The organism is Pantoea sp. Tr-811 (assembly GCF_011752535.1).
GTDB lineage: Bacteria > Pseudomonadota > Gammaproteobacteria > Pseudomonadales > Pseudomonadaceae > Aquipseudomonas.
In genome coordinates this window covers 1-14,689 of the sequence record NZ_VWXJ01000009.1, presented here as the reverse complement: position 1 = coordinate 14,689, position 14,689 = coordinate 1, and the positions used below count along the sequence as shown (strand labels likewise).

The following is a 14,689-nucleotide window of genomic DNA, read 5'->3' as shown; positions in this document are numbered from 1 at the left end:
GTTTAGGGGGGGAGCGCTGAACCTCATGGACTTGCGGCAGGGGTCTCGATCGGAAAACAGCGTCGTCGGGGGTCAGCAGCGTGGCGTTATGCAGCCACCGATAGGTTTGCCGGTGGAGGTACAGCTGCGTGATGAAGCGCAACGGGCGAAAAATAAATGAGGTGTTTTCTCATTCTCGTTCGGCATGTAGAAAAGGCCGAAGTACAGGCCAGTCTGCCGACCCCTTTACGGAGCGAGAAAATGAGTTCTACCCCGGTTCCACTGCGCCATCCCTTGAACCGCGCCTTGCACGGCGCCTTCCTGGGCCTGGTAGTCAGCAGCTACGCGCTGCCGTCGCTGGCGCAGCCGTCGAGTGCCGACCAAAGCCGCCAACTCCAGCAATGGAATATCCCAGGCGGCCCACTGCAGCCGGCGCTCGACCGCTTTGCACGCCAGGCCGGGATCAGCCTGTCGTTCGATGCGCAGAACGTGGCCGGGCGCACTACCGCAGGGGTACAGGGCGCGCTGGACACCTCGACCGCGCTGCAAGCGCTGTTGCAGGGAACCGGCTTGCAGTCCGAGCAGCAAGGGCCTGGCGCCTACCTGGTGCTGCCGCAGCCCCAGCCCCAAGCCCCACTGGAGCTGGGGGCGACCGAGGACTACCGGCTTGCACCGGTGATCATCAATGCCAAGGTCAAGGCCAGCGCTGACGACGACCTGAACTCGGTGGTCGCCCAGGAGCTGTGGGTGGGCGGCAAGGTGGCGACCAGCATCCGTAACACGCCGGCGTCCGTTTCCGTGGTCACCCGCAAGGAGATGGAACAGCGCAGCGTCAGCACCACCGAAGAGGCGCTGCAGTACACCCCGGGCGTGGTCAGCGACTTCTATGGCTCGGACGACCGTAACGACTACTTCCAGATCCGCGGCTTCCAGGCCACCACCTACCGCGACGGCCTGACCCTGAGCTCGATGCGTGGCGTGCGCGAAGACCCGTATGCCTACGAGCGCATCGAAATTCTGCGCGGCGCCAACTCCACCCTGTTCGGCCCGGCCGACCCGGGGGGCTCGGTGAACTTCGTGACCAAGCAGCCGCGCTTCGAAAAATTCGGCCAGGGCTACGTCACCTACGGCTCCTACAACCATGCCGAAACCGGCATCGACGTGGGCGATTCGCTGAACGACGAGCAAACCCTGGCCGGCCGCTTCACCGCCAAGATGCAGAACAGCGACCGCGAGTACGACCACTCCCAGGACGATAACCGCTTCGTGATGGGCGGCCTGACCTGGGCACCGACCGACTACACCTCGGCCACGGTGATCCTCGACTACCTGAAGACCAACAGCTCGCCCAACAGCGGCGGCTACCCGCTGGACAAGGAATACGACCGCAGCGACTTCTTCGGCGAGCCCAGCTACAACTTCCATGATGTAGAGCGCACCAGCCTCAGCGGCAACATCACCCACGACTTCGACAACGGCTTCGTGCTGCGCGGCAACCTGCGCTACAGCGAGCTGAGCGACGACTTCGGCTACGTCTACCTGAGCGACAGCGCCTCGCGCGTGGGCACCGTCATCCCGCGCTACGTGTTCGGCACCGACAGCGATGCCGACCAGCTCAACGGCAACCTGATGCTGCAGTACGATGCCCAGTTCGAGCATGTCGACAGCAGCACCCTGGTGGGCGTCGAATACCTCGACTCCACCACCAAGCAAAGTTCGGTGTACAGCCTGGCGCCGTCCATCGACATCGCCCACCCGGTGTACACCGGCGTTCCGGGTGGCGTTACGCCGTATACCCGCAAGAAGAACGACGCGACCACCAAGGCGGTGTTCCTGCAGCAGAACCTGTCTTTCTATGACCGCCTGATCGCAACGGCCGGCGTGCGCAACGACTCCATGGACCTGTCCAGCACCGAATATGTCGGCGGCCCGACCAAGCAGAGCGACAACTTCTCTGAAACCTCCTACCGCGGCGCGCTGACTTACATCGTCAACGACGAGGTATCCACCTACGTGAGCATGGTGGAATCGGTTTCCCCTCCGCAGGTAGGCGTGACCCCGCAGACCGGCCGGCAGTACGAAGTGGGCGTGAAGTACTCGCCGCTGGGCATGGACGCACTGTTCTCCGCTGCTGTGTATGACCTGACCCAACAGAACGTGACCATCGCCGTGGTGCTGCCGAGCGGCATTATCGAGCAGCAAACCGTGGGCGAGTCCCATGCCCGCGGCCTGGACCTGGAAGGCAAGGCGCAGATCACCCCGAACCTGAGCCTGATCGGTGCGTACTCCTACATGGAAACCGAGGTACTGCGCGGCTCGCTGTACAACGGCACGTCGCTCAAGGGCAAGGAATTCACCGTGGCGCCCAAGCACACTGCGTCGCTGTGGAGCTACTACGACATTCCTGCCACCGACGTAAGCGTCGGCTTGGGTGCGCGGTATGTGGGCGGGTACTACATGGATGCTGCCAATACCAAGAAAAGCGACGGCACTACGTTGTTCGATGCGGCGCTGAACTACAAGATTGCCAAGGGTACGGACCTGGCCCTGAACGTCAGCAACCTGTTTGATGAGCAGCATGTAGTAGGTTCCGGCACAGCGAACTACTACAACCCAGGCCGTGAAGTGACCGCGAAACTCAGCTACAGCTGGTAACTTTCGCGCAGCCAGATTCAACAGGCTTACGCCAACCTGGTAGGAGCGAGCGCAGCTCGCGATGGGGCGCGCAGCGGCCCCAAATTTTCAGCCCCACGCACAAGATGCTGGGGCTGCTTTGCAGCCCATCGCGAGCTGCGCTCGCTCCTACCGGGCCCACCGTAACCGGATGAAAACGCGCCTTCCTGTAGGCGCGGGCTTGTTAAATCAGATAGAAAGGACGGCGCGAACCTGCGTCAGTGCCTCGCCAAGGCGCTCGGTGAAACCCGAGGCGCCCTGGTGGCTCATCACCAACCGGTCCACCCCGCGCGTCATGGCCACATACAGCAAGCGCATCTCATCCACTTCGTCCTCCCCTTGGGCCGGCATTTCATGCAGGCGCGGGATCACGACGAAGCCAAACTCCAACCCCTTGCTCGAATGCATGCTCACCACCTTCACCGAGTTGTGCGCATACAGCTTGTTGCGTTGCGTGCTGACCCGCGCCGTGGTGTAGGGAATGCGTGCTGCCTTGAGTGCGTCCTCAATCCAGGGAGCCTGCTCGGTGCGCCGGTAAAGGACGGCCATGTCGTCCCAGGCCCGGCCATTTTCATGTTCCGCTCTGAGCCGGGCGACCAGGCATTGCGCCTCTTGCTCTGGCCCCTCGAGGCTCAGCAGCTGTGGCATCTCGCCCCGCCGCCCGGCGCTTTGCGGGGCAAGTACGGGAATGGCGTCTTCTTCGGCGTCGCGGGCGCTGAGCAGTTCCCTGGAGAACGCATGTGCCACGGACAGCACCTCCAGGGTATTGCGGTAGTTGATCCGCAACACGGTGGTACGGCCCGCGGCCTTGATGCCTACGCTGGCGAAGCTGAAGCCCATCTTCGCCGGCTGTGCGGGCTTGCCGCGATAAATGGCTTGGGCATCGTCATACAGCACCAGCAGGTCTTCACGTTGCTGATCGAGTTGATGCACCACCAGGCGAAACCATTCGGGTTTGAAGTCATGGCCTTCGTCGATCAGGATGGCGCCATACTTTTCGGGCGCCAGCGCACCGCTTTGCATGTGCCGCAGCACCTCTTCTTCCAGTGCCTTGATGAACTTGGTGCCTTTGAGTTGCGGGATGGGCAGGTTCGCATCCATCAGCAGGCTGTGGCACCAGGCATGGAAGCTCTTGGCCGTGACTTTGTTGTCTGGGCGATGCTGCTGCAGCACCTGGTTCAAACGGGCGGCGAGGGTTTTGTTGTAGCACAGCACAAGCACCGGCTTGGTGCTTGAGCGTGCCAGGTGCAGGCTGCGGTAGACCAGCACCATGGTTTTACCGCTGCCCGCGACGCCGTGGATCACCCGGTGGCCATTGCCCATGGAGCGCGCCAGTTGCTCCTGCTGCAGGTCCATCACTTTGAGCAGGCTGGGCACCGGCGCATCCTGTTCGCTGAACAGGCCAAACTGCGCCCGTGCAGGGTTCAGGCGGATTTCAGGGAACAAGTGGTAACGCACCCGATCGATCTGTTCCGATGTGAGGTCCACCGGAAACTGGTGGGCGAACATATCGAGAATGCGCTGCTCGAACTCAGTGCTATCAGCGGTTTCGTACATCTCGTCTTTGCAGATGACGCGCTTGCCCTCCAGTGCACCACTCAACCCAAGGGCATTGAATTCCTTGCGCGTGATCTCGGTGAGCACCGCGCCCCAGCTATACGGCATGATGAGTTTGCCTGGCCGGTATGCCTCGGGGCCCTGTGTGAGGGCGCTGTCTTTTTCCAGTGCCTGCACTGTCTCGAAGGCATTCTTGCGAGCCTGGGCCAACGGGTTGATGACGGTGCGTACCTGGCCGTCTTCGTACTTTTTCACCTCGTTGGCCGTCAACTCGACCAACGAGGTGACTTTCCAGTCTTTGACCTCCAGCACCAGAAGTCCCTGTTTCGGGTGCAGGAGCACGAAATCGGGTTGCAGGCCTTTCGGGCCAACGGGCACGTTGAACCAGCACAGCCAGTCATCGGAGAGTTTTTTCTCGAAGCGCTCGGCCAGGCGTCTTTCACCTTGGGAGTCGAAGCGGCACGCGCCGAGGGCGGGGAAGTGTAGGGCCATATCCTTATTGTCCATATCCATAACGACGCGCCACGGTAGGATTTAATGGCGTGTGATGCAAATGGAATGGTGGCTATGGGCCATTTAATCGTTCCCCTAGGGGCGTTTGGGGGGGCGGTCGCTAACCCATTGTTCGTGCGCTTTTGCTCATTGGCTCGGCGCTGATTATCCGCCCCCAACCGAAAACTCAGTCCCGCGTCTTGGCCGCCTGTGCCACTTCCTTGGTAACCGCTGAAGTCAGCGCCCCCGACCCCGGCACATAGTTGGTCACCGTCGACGTCACCGTGCTGGTGACATTGCGCGTATAGGCCGCAACCTCCACACCCCCACGCACATGGGCAGAAACCGCCTGCGGCGTGATCACTGTGCGAGTAATCGTGGAGCTCACCGCCTTAAACAAATTCGCCAGGCTGGAGAAGATCGAAATCACCATCAGCACCGCAAAAGGAATCGCCAGCCACATCACGCTCAGCTTGAACAACGCTTCGCGCAGCGGCAGCCGGTTGAGCTGCCGGCAGTAGGCGAGGGCAGCCACGGTGTAGACAGCGGCGAAGGCGATCACTGCTGCCGCTTCCTTCAGGTTAAGGAAGCTGTGCGCGCACAGGAGGCCATAGATGCCGAAGCTGGTGATGATGTCTGGCGTCAGGGCCTTCAACCCTTCCAACGCCTTGGCGATGTTGTAGAACACGAAGGCCAGCAGAATCAGCCAGCCAATGACGGGAATGGCGACCAGGGCCATGACCAGAAGCGCCAACAGCACACCGCCGATGATGTCGTGGTGCAGGTCGCGGTAGATGATGTAGTAGACGAAGTAGGCGAAGGAGAACAGGCAGGCCAGGGCGACCGCCAGGACAGCGCCGTCGGGGGGCATCAGGAAACTGATGGCGCCGAGGAGCATCATGATGGCGAAGGTTAGGGTTCCGCTGGTGGTCATTGGGGCGTCCTTGATAGGTGGCGCGGCGTGGCATGCTGCCAATTTGCGAAGGGCGCTACTTTAGCCAAGGTCTAAACACGGTGCTATGGCTAATGGCCATCCTGATAGCAGCGCAGCGGAAACCCCTTTTTAGGTCGCTCATTCGATAACCAACGTCGGACCCTATAGCTGCTTTGCATGTGTAAAGTTTTTAGACGCATGCGCGCCAATGTCGGTATTGATGTTTTTCGCGGCCTACCAGTGACTGATTCCAAAGCCCTGCATCAGCTGCCCCGTGGCCAGACGGCCTTTCCTGCAGAAAACTGCTTCGATCAGTCGAGAGCGAACTGCCATTTCCCAGAGGACCTGGGCGAAGAACTGTTCGCATTTGATGAGCCCCCCCATGTGTGCCATTTCTTTACCTGTATGGGTCTACACTGTAGACCTGTCGTGTTAGACGACATATCTTCTGTCTGGCATGAAGGCACTTTGACTTACCTGGAAGGAGACACACATGGGTATCTATGAATGGGTTGCAGCGGGCGCCATGGGAATGATCACGGTCATTCTGGTGGTGTTGCTGATGCAGTACATCAAGCTGCGGGACTTGTGGGCTGGGCTCAGCCGGTGCCGCGAGGCGCTGCGCTGGGCGCGGATTTTCGAAAGTGAGAACCGTGAGCTCAAGCGCAGTTTGAATGCCGAGCGCAAGCGGGTGCGGGAGCTGCAGCATTCGCTGAGCAAATTCGCCGAGCAGGTGAAAGCACATTGAGGCCATTTGCTCGGTGTGCGAGCTGGTGAAAAGGTTATGATTGCGGCAATTTGCCACTACTGTCATTGAACCCACAAAGACCATGGCAGCCGTCTGCACAATCCAAGGAAGATGAAATGCGCACACAGATCATCATTGAGGATCACGTTCTGCCTCAATTACTCACCTCTGCCATTGAGGCCTATGAGGTGTCTCACCGAGCCCATGCGCGGAGCCGAAGCAACAAGAAGCTGGAAACCTTCGGCTTGCTCTGGGGCTATGCGTTGCCTGTACGCGAAGGTGTGCCAGCCCGCTTGGTCGCGGTGGTAGCCACTGTCGAGACTTCGGCACTGAGGCACACCGACTGGGTGCGGCCTGATTTCGAGTCCATCGCGATGAAGCGCGATTTCTTCGGTGAGTATTGGCCGCAGCTTGAGCTTATCGGCACGTTCCATTCGCACCCGTATGAGGACCTGAGCGAGGTCAACGACATCAAAGGGTGGCGGGCTTCGGACGGCGACCGTGAGTTTTGGCCGGCCTTCCATGAGTCCGTTTGCCCAGACATGGATGAGCTGGCGCACTTGGTGATTGCCATTACCGGGCTGGCACGCAAGGGAACTGCGATGCCTGATCGGCTGGCAGGTACTGAATCCACCTCGGGTTACGTCGTCAGTGCAGACAAGCGCAAGCTTTGGATCAAGGGGTATACCTCCGCACTGTACGAAGAGATCGACGAGGATGCGCCGTTCGATGAAGCGTTCATGGCAGGGGATATCGACATGGTGCGTTCGTATGATGTTTACGAGGATGAAGACGTGCTGCTGGAAATTCCATCGCTGGAGGCGCGTTTTCGGCATGAGCTGTTGCGTAAGTGAAGGCTGAACTGCAGTCAGGTTGCTCATGATTGAGCCTGTAATTGGAACAAGGGTTTGATGATGCAAACGACACCCACCGCCATCTCGACACTCTGGCCGTTGATAAGCACATTAGGCACGCTGCGCACACCTTCAGGCCGCTCGGCCTTTCAGGTCGTCAAGGTAGGGCATGAGCAGCTCAAGGTGGCCTTCGGCAAAAGTCAGTTGTCGATTTCCAGGGCTTCCTTCGAGGCTGCACTGAATCATCTCCATGCAAACGGCCATTACGCAGGCCACCCATGCGTGATCGGCGCCGATAATGAGCCTGCTAAAGCGGGCCCGTTGTGCCTGGCATCACGGCGGATGCCATCCGGGACTTACGGCGCGCGGAACATCACCTACATCCTCCCCATCCTGGCGCATTTCGGCATTGCAGCCATCGGTGAGGGTAAACCGTCAACGGTATGGCTAACCGATACGCATGCTGGGCTGACAGAGGACCAACAGGCCTTTGCCTGCCACTTGAGCAGCCTGTGGGATGGCGCAGAGCCTGGCTTCGCGCACCGTTATGGCATTAGCCGGCACCGCGTATGGAGTGCCTGGCGTGCACGGGCAAATGACGACGCCTGGTGGTGTTCAAACCTCTCGCAGGCGGCGCAGCACTATGCCTGGCCAGAGTTGGACCCGCCGAATGACTTTGCCAGCTTGTCGATAACGCTGCGCAAGGCGCTCGATGACAATGATGATTCGCTGGCCTTGAGCAGTTGCAAGAAAATTTTCCGTTGGGGCGGCGTCGCCCGCAAGCCAAGCGACCCATCGCTGCTGTGGGTGTGCGCGCAGGCAGACGCTGGCACATTGTGTGATTCGATTCGCCGAGCCGTGAGCCTTCTCAAGGCACAGGGAGACGGAGCTTTAACTGCGTTCGATGGCGATGACTTGTTGATGAACTCGGCCATGACCAAGGTTTATACAGCGGCAGACCCTGGCAGCATCATCATGTATGACGGCCGTGTGGGCGCAGCTCTGGGATTGCTGGCGCGCAGCTGGTTGAGCGCTAACCAACGTACAGCTGTACCGGCAGCCCTGGCATTTCGCTGGGGGCCTAACATCAAGACAGCCGCCAATCCGGAGGAAACGCGCAACCCGTCTGTGGGCGACTATCGTTTCGCTTCGCTTTATACCCAATCGGCGGATAGAGACCAGCGCTGGGCTACGCTCGTTCGGCTTTCGAGCAGGATCCTGCGGCAGGCTGTAGGCAATGTTGCGAGCAGAGGGGTTGCAACCACCCTGACGGATTGGGAGCGTGCGCTGTTCATGATTGGGTATGACGTGAGAGCGGATGGGCGATGAGCCTTATCATTGACCCACGTTCCACGCCTGCAGACCCGGGCGCTTGAACGAGCCCGGGCCTACATCCGTTCAACGGCAGTACTTCACACCGCTTGCGAGGCTTCTGCGTAGTTCGGGGCGTAGTCGTTGGCAGGTTTTACGGTCACGTCGATCACATCGGCACCATGTTTCTGCGCCAGGAAGCGCTCCCGATAGAGATAGAAGGCGGCATCGCAGACTTTCATGGTGAAGTAGGCATTGAAACCGCCACCTACCGCCGCCCCCAAGGCGGGAATTGCTTGTGCCAGCTTCGCTTTGGTAAGGCGGATACCCAACGCTTTGGCAATCTCCTGGATGATTTTCACGAAGGCGCTTTTCTCCAGCTCCTGCCATGTCGCTTTCTTTGCGACATCCTGGGAGATCTTGATCAGCTGAGCCATGGCGAGCGCCTTGGAGCTGTCGGTGGGAGAGGAGGCCAGGCCTAGCACGTTGAAAGCGAACAGCCGTTCCTCTTGGCGTGAGGTGTCAAAACCGTAATAGGCCGCATACTCGCCGATTGCGCGAAGGTTAAGGGTGATCAACGTGGGGATGTCGACCGCCAGGCCGGCGATGCCCACGGCGCCTGCGCCTGCGCCTTCTACCAGGGCGAGGCCTTTGTACTTGGCGCCGAGGAAGCCAACGACTTTGTCGATTTGTTCCAGTTCCAGATCGTGGATGTCTTTATGGGTAGTGACTTTGGTGTGGCCGTCATTGCGGAACTCTTCAAAAATCGCTTCAGGCCGTACGCTCCACTGGGCGGCGTCATGGCATACGCTGGTCAGGCCTTCCACGGCGCCCCTGATCGCTGGGCCAACACCGGGTGCGTTGAAGAGAAGCTCGCCGGCTTTGTCCAGCGGCTGGTTGATGACCTTGAGTGCCTGGCCGAACCAGCTGCTGTCGGGCTCCTTCCAGGTGTGGATTTCTTTGAGGGCGTTTTTTTCGTACTTGGTCAGGGTTGACATGCGGGGTCCTTGGTGGGCGGGCAATCTTCAGTGATTTCTAAATGCCATTATGCCTTGGGTGATTGGGATTGTGATGGGGGGATGTGGGGATGTGGGCGGGATGAAGGGCTTGAGGGCTTGAGGGCTTGAGGGATTGAAGTGGCGGTGTGTGCGGTGTGGTTTGGGAGGGCTAGCAGATAAGCATTTTTGGATGGCGTGAGTGGGGCAAAGGGAATCGGAGCACGGGGGAAGTTGTATTGGCTCTGTATATGATTGTTTTTTGTAACTAGAATCAATTCAATTTTGGTGTTGGAGTGCCAGTTGGAATGCCATCCGGCTTAGCAATACCGAGTTGAGGGTTTTTTGAATCTAAGAAAAGCAATGTCGTACCGACGGGTTGGCGCTATCATATGATGATAATCGTGCTTTGATCCTCAGGTGACGATGACAGAGAATGCCTCCTAAAAGGGCAAGAACGTATTAGTATCGTATACAAGAACGCTGGTTTATAGATGTGTTTGCTCGCACGAACATCATCAATCAAACCGGCAGTCTTTTATGCCTTTCCCTGGACTCCGTAAAGAACCAAATAAAAGCCTGCATCCCTGACGTAAAGAAGTGATAGCTTTGGCCTTGAGGGTCCTGGCGTTATACGCTAGCTTCATAATTAATTACATAAACTGAAATTGGTACTCAATCGAGCTGCCATTTTTTTAAAGTGGTCTATTTTGGTGCATTACATTGTCGCGCTTTGAGTTTTATTTGACAATAAAAACCCCGGCATTTTGCGGAATACTGTTCACTTGAAATCGCCAGAGCCACTTTGCGGCCCCAAGTAAACAGTGTTGCGCAATCTGGCAAGGGTTTTATGCGGGGGAAATATTAGCGCATGAATACTTGGCGTGCTTCAAGTTCTTTTCTCCACTCTCTAACAAGAACAGGAAGTCGATGGAGAACTTCTCGGCCAAAAATCACTTCATCAATATACCCCATATGCAGCATATCAATGATTCTACACAGGTAAGATCGGCCGCATTCCCACCACGTAAAGTAGTCATCGACTACTAACATGTGATGGACTCGCTGATGCCCTGCTTGTTCTAATTCGGTGAGTTCCATGCCATCTAATAGAGATTCATACACACCGTCAGCAACACGGCTGCCGAAAGTGGTTGTGTAATAATATTCTTTGATTTCCCATATGGCGATGGGATTAATTACAGCTGGAAATGCGCCGTCTACCCTACGTGAAAGTGTTCTCAAAGGCATGCGGTTGTGAGTAACAGTGGTCAAGCTTCTTGGGTCGTAGTCGCAACTGTGCGCCCCGATATTTGCCTCAACCAACATATTAACCATGCCAGTAAGGAAGGCGTAATTTTTCTTTTCGGCCTTCTGTTTATTCAGCGGCAATGGGCAATTGGGCCGAAGTTGGTCATAAAGCTGGTTGAAGGCTTCTTCCGCTTGTACTTTGTTCATCAAATTGCCACGAACAAAGTTGTTCAATATCTCAGAACGGTAAGTGAAGTAGTCGATCAATACATTGCCAAATTGTGTAAAATTTCCGTGAGAGTCTTCAATATGAGCTAATGATAAATCCAGCTTATTGAAAGCTTGGTGTAGTTGCTGTCGGTTGGGTATAAGAATGGTTTTGCTGGCTCTGTCTGTATAACCGACTTCCTGGCTAATAGTGCGAACATTGGCCCAAAACTCTTTAGTCTGGCTCAAAAAACGGATATCAGCTTTCAAGGTATTTCCTTATAAAATCCATTAATGGTACTCCAATAGCATCGCAAATTTTTTCTAGCTCATACAAATCTAATCGCTGTTCGCCGCTTTCGTATTTACTGACAAACGATTGTGTTTCATTGATTCGCTCAGCGAGTTGCGCTTGAGTAATCCCACTCTCAAGACGATATTGGCGAAGAAGTAAGTGATATCTATGAATTTTGGCCATTTACGGAATATAAAATATCTGGTAGGATATTCAAAATCAGAATATTGATCAGTGCGGGAGCGGCAAATTGGGGCAAATACAGCGAGATTTTTTTGAGGCAGAGGAACTGAAACCCCTGCCTCTAAAATCCAAAGCGTTCAAGAGCCAACTACTGAAATGGGTAGGAAATAAGCAAAAGCAAGCTGAAGATATTATTAGTTATTTTCCTGAACGTTACGGCACATATTTCGAACCGTTTTTGGGGAGTGGGGGTGTCCTTGGAACTTTAAATCCAGCCAAGGCTATAGCAAGTGACGTGTTTCCCCCGCTTATAGAAATTTGGACGGCGTTACACAGTGACAAAGAGTCGCTTAAGAAATGGTATCAGGATCGACATGAGTTAATTGCTGCATTAGGAAAAAAAGAAGCATATAAGAAGGTTCTGGATTCTTATAATTCCAATCCTAACGGTGCTGATCTCGTCTTTATACTTCGCTCCTGCTACGGCGGGGTAGTGAGATTCCGGAAAAAAGATGGTTTTATGTCCACCCCTTGCGGGGCTCACAACCCTATGCCGCCTGAAAAGTTTTCTCAAAGGGTTGACTTGTGGAGCGAGAGAACAAAAGGTGTTGAGTTCTTCTTATGTGACTTTGAAGAGTCGATGGATAAAGCCAAACGAGGTGATTTGGTTTATTGCGATCCGCCTTATGTTGATAGCCAAGCAATTTTATATGGTGCTCAGTCCTTCTCTCTCAGCCGCTTGTTCAAAAAAATAGATGAATGTAAACGTCGTGGTGTTTATGTTGCGTTGAGTATTGATGGAACGAAGTTTTCCGGAAAGAAACTATGTGATGTGGATGTGCCTGAAGGATTGTTTGAGCAAGAAGTGTTCATAAATGTTGGTCGTTCAATGCTGAAGCGATTCCAAATGGATGGAAAGAGTTTAGAAGGTCACTTAGTCACAGATCGGTTGCTGTTAACGTACTAAGAAAGTGTCTCGGGCTGATTGTTTAGGGGCCTTTTATAAGCATATTGTCAAATGAATGGCACTCCATTTAAGTTTTGGGTGGTAAATATGGATTGCTGTTAGCTTGTAATGTTTAGGTATGAGTTAATTATGCATAATGTGAATCTTAGAAATTCGGTTGTTATAGCTGTTACTAGTTATTTGGATATTCTTGATGGTGAGATTCCAAATGGTGGAATTTACAAGGTTGTTACTGGTGAGGTTGAGCGTGAACTGTTTAGCTTTGTGTTTCGGCATTGCGGAGAGAATCAGAGCCTAGCAACGAAAGTGTTAGGTATTAGTAGGGCTACATTTCGAAAGAAAATTACGGAATTTGGTCTGATCTGAATAAGTTCACCATCACGTCCTGGGCACACATGGGTACTGTTATTAGAGCGCAGTCTGTGTAGGTGGCGCACGAAGCCTATGAGATTCAAGAGTTCCCATCGCAGGGAAGGTGATCGGGCGACCTTCGGATATGAATCCCCTTTAGGGAGAACTACCGCGGAAGTGATCTCAGCTTGAAGGCGCGGGCCACCTGGGTGCTGTGAATACCAGCACTTTCGAGTCTTCTCTCATCTACACGAGGGCTTTGGCTGAAAGCTGATAGCGGGCTGAAAAATGGCGACGTTCACCAATTCAGTTGCCATGTAGGTTTACGAAATTCAAGGGGGCTAGCGCTTCGGCTACCAGAGAACCGCCCAGCTCCAATCACGTTCTGCAGCGATGCCGTGTTCTCGTTCACACAGACGATCACCATTGGTAAAGTCTTGCCTCGAATTCACGAAAACAACGAGTGTCAGCATGCCAGCGATGTGGATGATCCGAGGTGACGGTGGCCGTCTCTATGACGATTTCAGAGATCGCAACATCGCAGCAATTGGGTGGGCTCAGTTAGCGCTCGAAGCCAAGCCAGGTGTGTCCCGCAAGGCATTGATCCAAGCCTATAAAGAGCTGCAGCCAGGGATAAAAGACGCAAGCGCCGTATCAGGCGCCTCACAGGTATTCCGTTTCGTTAACGAAATCAGCATCGGTGATTCGGTCGTTACTTACTCACCTGCGAATCGCACCTATCTGGTCGGCCGCTTCACCGGAGCCTGCCAGCTTCGCCCTGATCTAGCTGATGATGGGATGTCTCTAGCCAGGCCTGTTGACTGGTACCCGCAGGAGGTTGATCGCGACAAGCTCACCGGCGCGAGTAGAAACAGCCTGGGATCTACGTTGACCGTGTTCAATGTTGCGGAGGACGCTCAGAAGGAATTGCTGGCCCTCGCTACTGGGAAAAGCGTCTCAGCTACTCCGAAAGACTTGACTGAGGATCCAGAAGCCCTGGAAGACCCGCTGAAGGGGGTTCAAGAGATCGCATTCGAGCGAATCAAAGACCAAATCAACAGCCTGGATTGGGCTGAAATGCAGGAGCTAGTAGCTGGAATTTTGCGAGCAATGGGATACAAGACGCTCGTATCGCCAGCTGGTGCTGATCGGGGTAAAGACATCATAGCTTCGCCCGATGGTTTTGGATTTGAGCCACCACGTATTGTCGTGGAGGTGAAGCATCGAAGCGCTCGGATGGGGAGTAACGAAATCCGTAGCTTTTTGGGCGGTAGGCACAAAGATGATCGTGGGCTGTATGTCAGTACTGGCGGATTTACCAAAGAAGCGCTGTATGAGGGCGAGAGGGCTAATGTCCATCTCACGATGTGGACGCTAGATGAGCTGGCTCGGACGTTGATGGCGCATTACCCAGCCACTGATCCTGAGACTAAGCGGTTGGTACCGTTGAGCTACTTTTACGTGCCCGCGTAAAGCTCGGATGGCGTCATGTCCAGATTCAGTGTGGAGATATGGCCACTGCTGACGCTTGCTCCCTCGAAGCTGCCGCTCAGCTCTGGCGACAACGCGCGTTCGTCGATGATTGCAACTCCATCTCGCTTACAAGCACTCGAACCATCTCGTTAAGGTGGTAGGAAGCTGCGATCTTGCGATGGTCACCCAGCATCACTCCGGTGTGGTTGAGATAGCGTGCGCAGTCCATGATTTTCGTCGCATGCTCTTTGGCGACCATCACGTCTATCCCAGGGTTGGCGATGAATAGTTGGTAAGCGCTCCATGAACCCCACATTCAAAGCGCTCAACTGATCCCGGATGCTGTGCTCCCGATTTCTTTCCGGAGCCCGCCGACCATGATGCGACCCGACGCCAAAGTCGAAACAGTCTACCTCTAC

General features: G+C 55.3%; 13 protein-coding genes. 7 read left to right on the top strand and 6 right to left on the bottom strand.

Going from position 1 to position 14,689, the window contains the following annotated elements; all coding sequences use genetic code 11:
- Positions 1 to 240: 240 nt before the first annotated feature.
- Positions 241 to 2,634, top strand: coding sequence for a TonB-dependent siderophore receptor (locus tag F3J44_RS14855; RefSeq protein WP_167273675.1), 2,394 nt, complete (start codon positions 241 to 243; stop codon positions 2,632 to 2,634).
- 207 nt (positions 2,635 to 2,841) lie between these two features.
- On the opposite strand, the gene F3J44_RS14850 is transcribed toward F3J44_RS14855, so the two are convergent.
- Both F3J44_RS14850 and F3J44_RS14845 read right to left on the bottom strand, forming a co-directional pair.
- A complete protein-coding gene (locus F3J44_RS14850) occupies positions 2,842 to 4,701 on the bottom strand; it encodes a DEAD/DEAH box helicase (RefSeq protein WP_167273672.1) in 1,860 nt (619 codons plus the stop codon).
- Between the two features lie 187 nt (positions 4,702 to 4,888).
- On the bottom strand, positions 4,889 to 5,635 hold the full coding sequence (locus F3J44_RS14845; protein WP_167273670.1) for a hypothetical protein: 747 nt from the start codon (positions 5,633 to 5,635) through the stop codon (positions 4,889 to 4,891).
- A gap of 493 nt (positions 5,636 to 6,128) precedes the next feature.
- Between F3J44_RS14845 and F3J44_RS14840 the strand changes: the two genes are divergently transcribed.
- The 3 genes from F3J44_RS14840 (at position 6,129) to F3J44_RS14830 (ending at position 8,566) form a co-directional block, all read left to right on the top strand.
- Positions 6,129 to 6,383: a hypothetical protein gene (locus F3J44_RS14840; RefSeq protein ID WP_167273667.1), complete on the top strand. Its 255-nt coding sequence runs from the start codon at positions 6,129 to 6,131 to the stop codon at positions 6,381 to 6,383.
- A 116-nt stretch (positions 6,384 to 6,499) separates the two neighbouring features.
- The gene (locus F3J44_RS14835; protein ID WP_167273664.1) at positions 6,500 to 7,237 is read left to right on the top strand and encodes a hypothetical protein; all 738 of its coding nucleotides are present in this window, start codon (positions 6,500 to 6,502) and stop codon (positions 7,235 to 7,237) included.
- 60 nt (positions 7,238 to 7,297) lie between these two features.
- Positions 7,298 to 8,566: a hypothetical protein gene (locus tag F3J44_RS14830; RefSeq protein WP_167273661.1), complete on the top strand. Its 1,269-nt coding sequence runs from the start codon at positions 7,298 to 7,300 to the stop codon at positions 8,564 to 8,566.
- 83 nt (positions 8,567 to 8,649) lie between these two features.
- Here F3J44_RS14830 and F3J44_RS14825 read toward each other — a convergent pair whose 3' ends face one another.
- The 3 genes from F3J44_RS14825 to F3J44_RS30380 form a co-directional block, all read right to left on the bottom strand.
- Positions 8,650 to 9,546 carry an EcsC family protein gene (locus F3J44_RS14825; protein WP_167273659.1) on the bottom strand — a complete coding sequence of 299 codons (897 nt, stop codon included), beginning with the start codon at positions 9,544 to 9,546 and terminating at the stop codon, positions 8,650 to 8,652.
- A gap of 861 nt (positions 9,547 to 10,407) precedes the next feature.
- Positions 10,408 to 11,271 carry a hypothetical protein gene (locus F3J44_RS14820; RefSeq protein WP_205299903.1) on the bottom strand — a complete coding sequence of 288 codons (864 nt, stop codon included), beginning with the start codon at positions 11,269 to 11,271 and terminating at the stop codon, positions 10,408 to 10,410.
- Positions 11,261 to 11,479, bottom strand: coding sequence for a helix-turn-helix transcriptional regulator (locus F3J44_RS30380; RefSeq protein WP_167273656.1), 219 nt, complete (start codon positions 11,477 to 11,479; stop codon positions 11,261 to 11,263). Before F3J44_RS30380 ends, F3J44_RS14820 begins: the two co-directional genes overlap by 11 nt.
- 67 nt (positions 11,480 to 11,546) lie before the next feature.
- Between F3J44_RS30380 and F3J44_RS14810 the strand changes: the two genes are divergently transcribed.
- From F3J44_RS14810 to F3J44_RS14800, 3 genes are all read left to right on the top strand, one after another.
- Positions 11,547 to 12,446: a Dam family site-specific DNA-(adenine-N6)-methyltransferase gene (locus tag F3J44_RS14810; RefSeq protein ID WP_205299902.1), complete on the top strand. Its 900-nt coding sequence runs from the start codon at positions 11,547 to 11,549 to the stop codon at positions 12,444 to 12,446.
- Positions 12,447 to 12,575: 129 nt separating this feature from the next.
- Complete coding sequence (locus F3J44_RS14805; protein ID WP_167273654.1) at positions 12,576 to 12,812, top strand: helix-turn-helix domain-containing protein; 237 nt, start codon at positions 12,576 to 12,578, stop codon at positions 12,810 to 12,812.
- A gap of 465 nt (positions 12,813 to 13,277) precedes the next feature.
- Positions 13,278 to 14,270, top strand: coding sequence for a restriction endonuclease (locus tag F3J44_RS14800; protein ID WP_240158390.1), 993 nt, complete (start codon positions 13,278 to 13,280; stop codon positions 14,268 to 14,270).
- Between the two features lie 76 nt (positions 14,271 to 14,346).
- Here the strand turns inward: F3J44_RS14800 and F3J44_RS14795 are convergent, their stop codons facing one another.
- Positions 14,347 to 14,586, bottom strand: a complete 240-nt coding sequence (locus tag F3J44_RS14795; RefSeq protein WP_255456965.1) for a DUF3077 domain-containing protein — start codon at positions 14,584 to 14,586, stop codon at positions 14,347 to 14,349.
- Positions 14,587 to 14,689 lie beyond the last annotated feature (103 nt).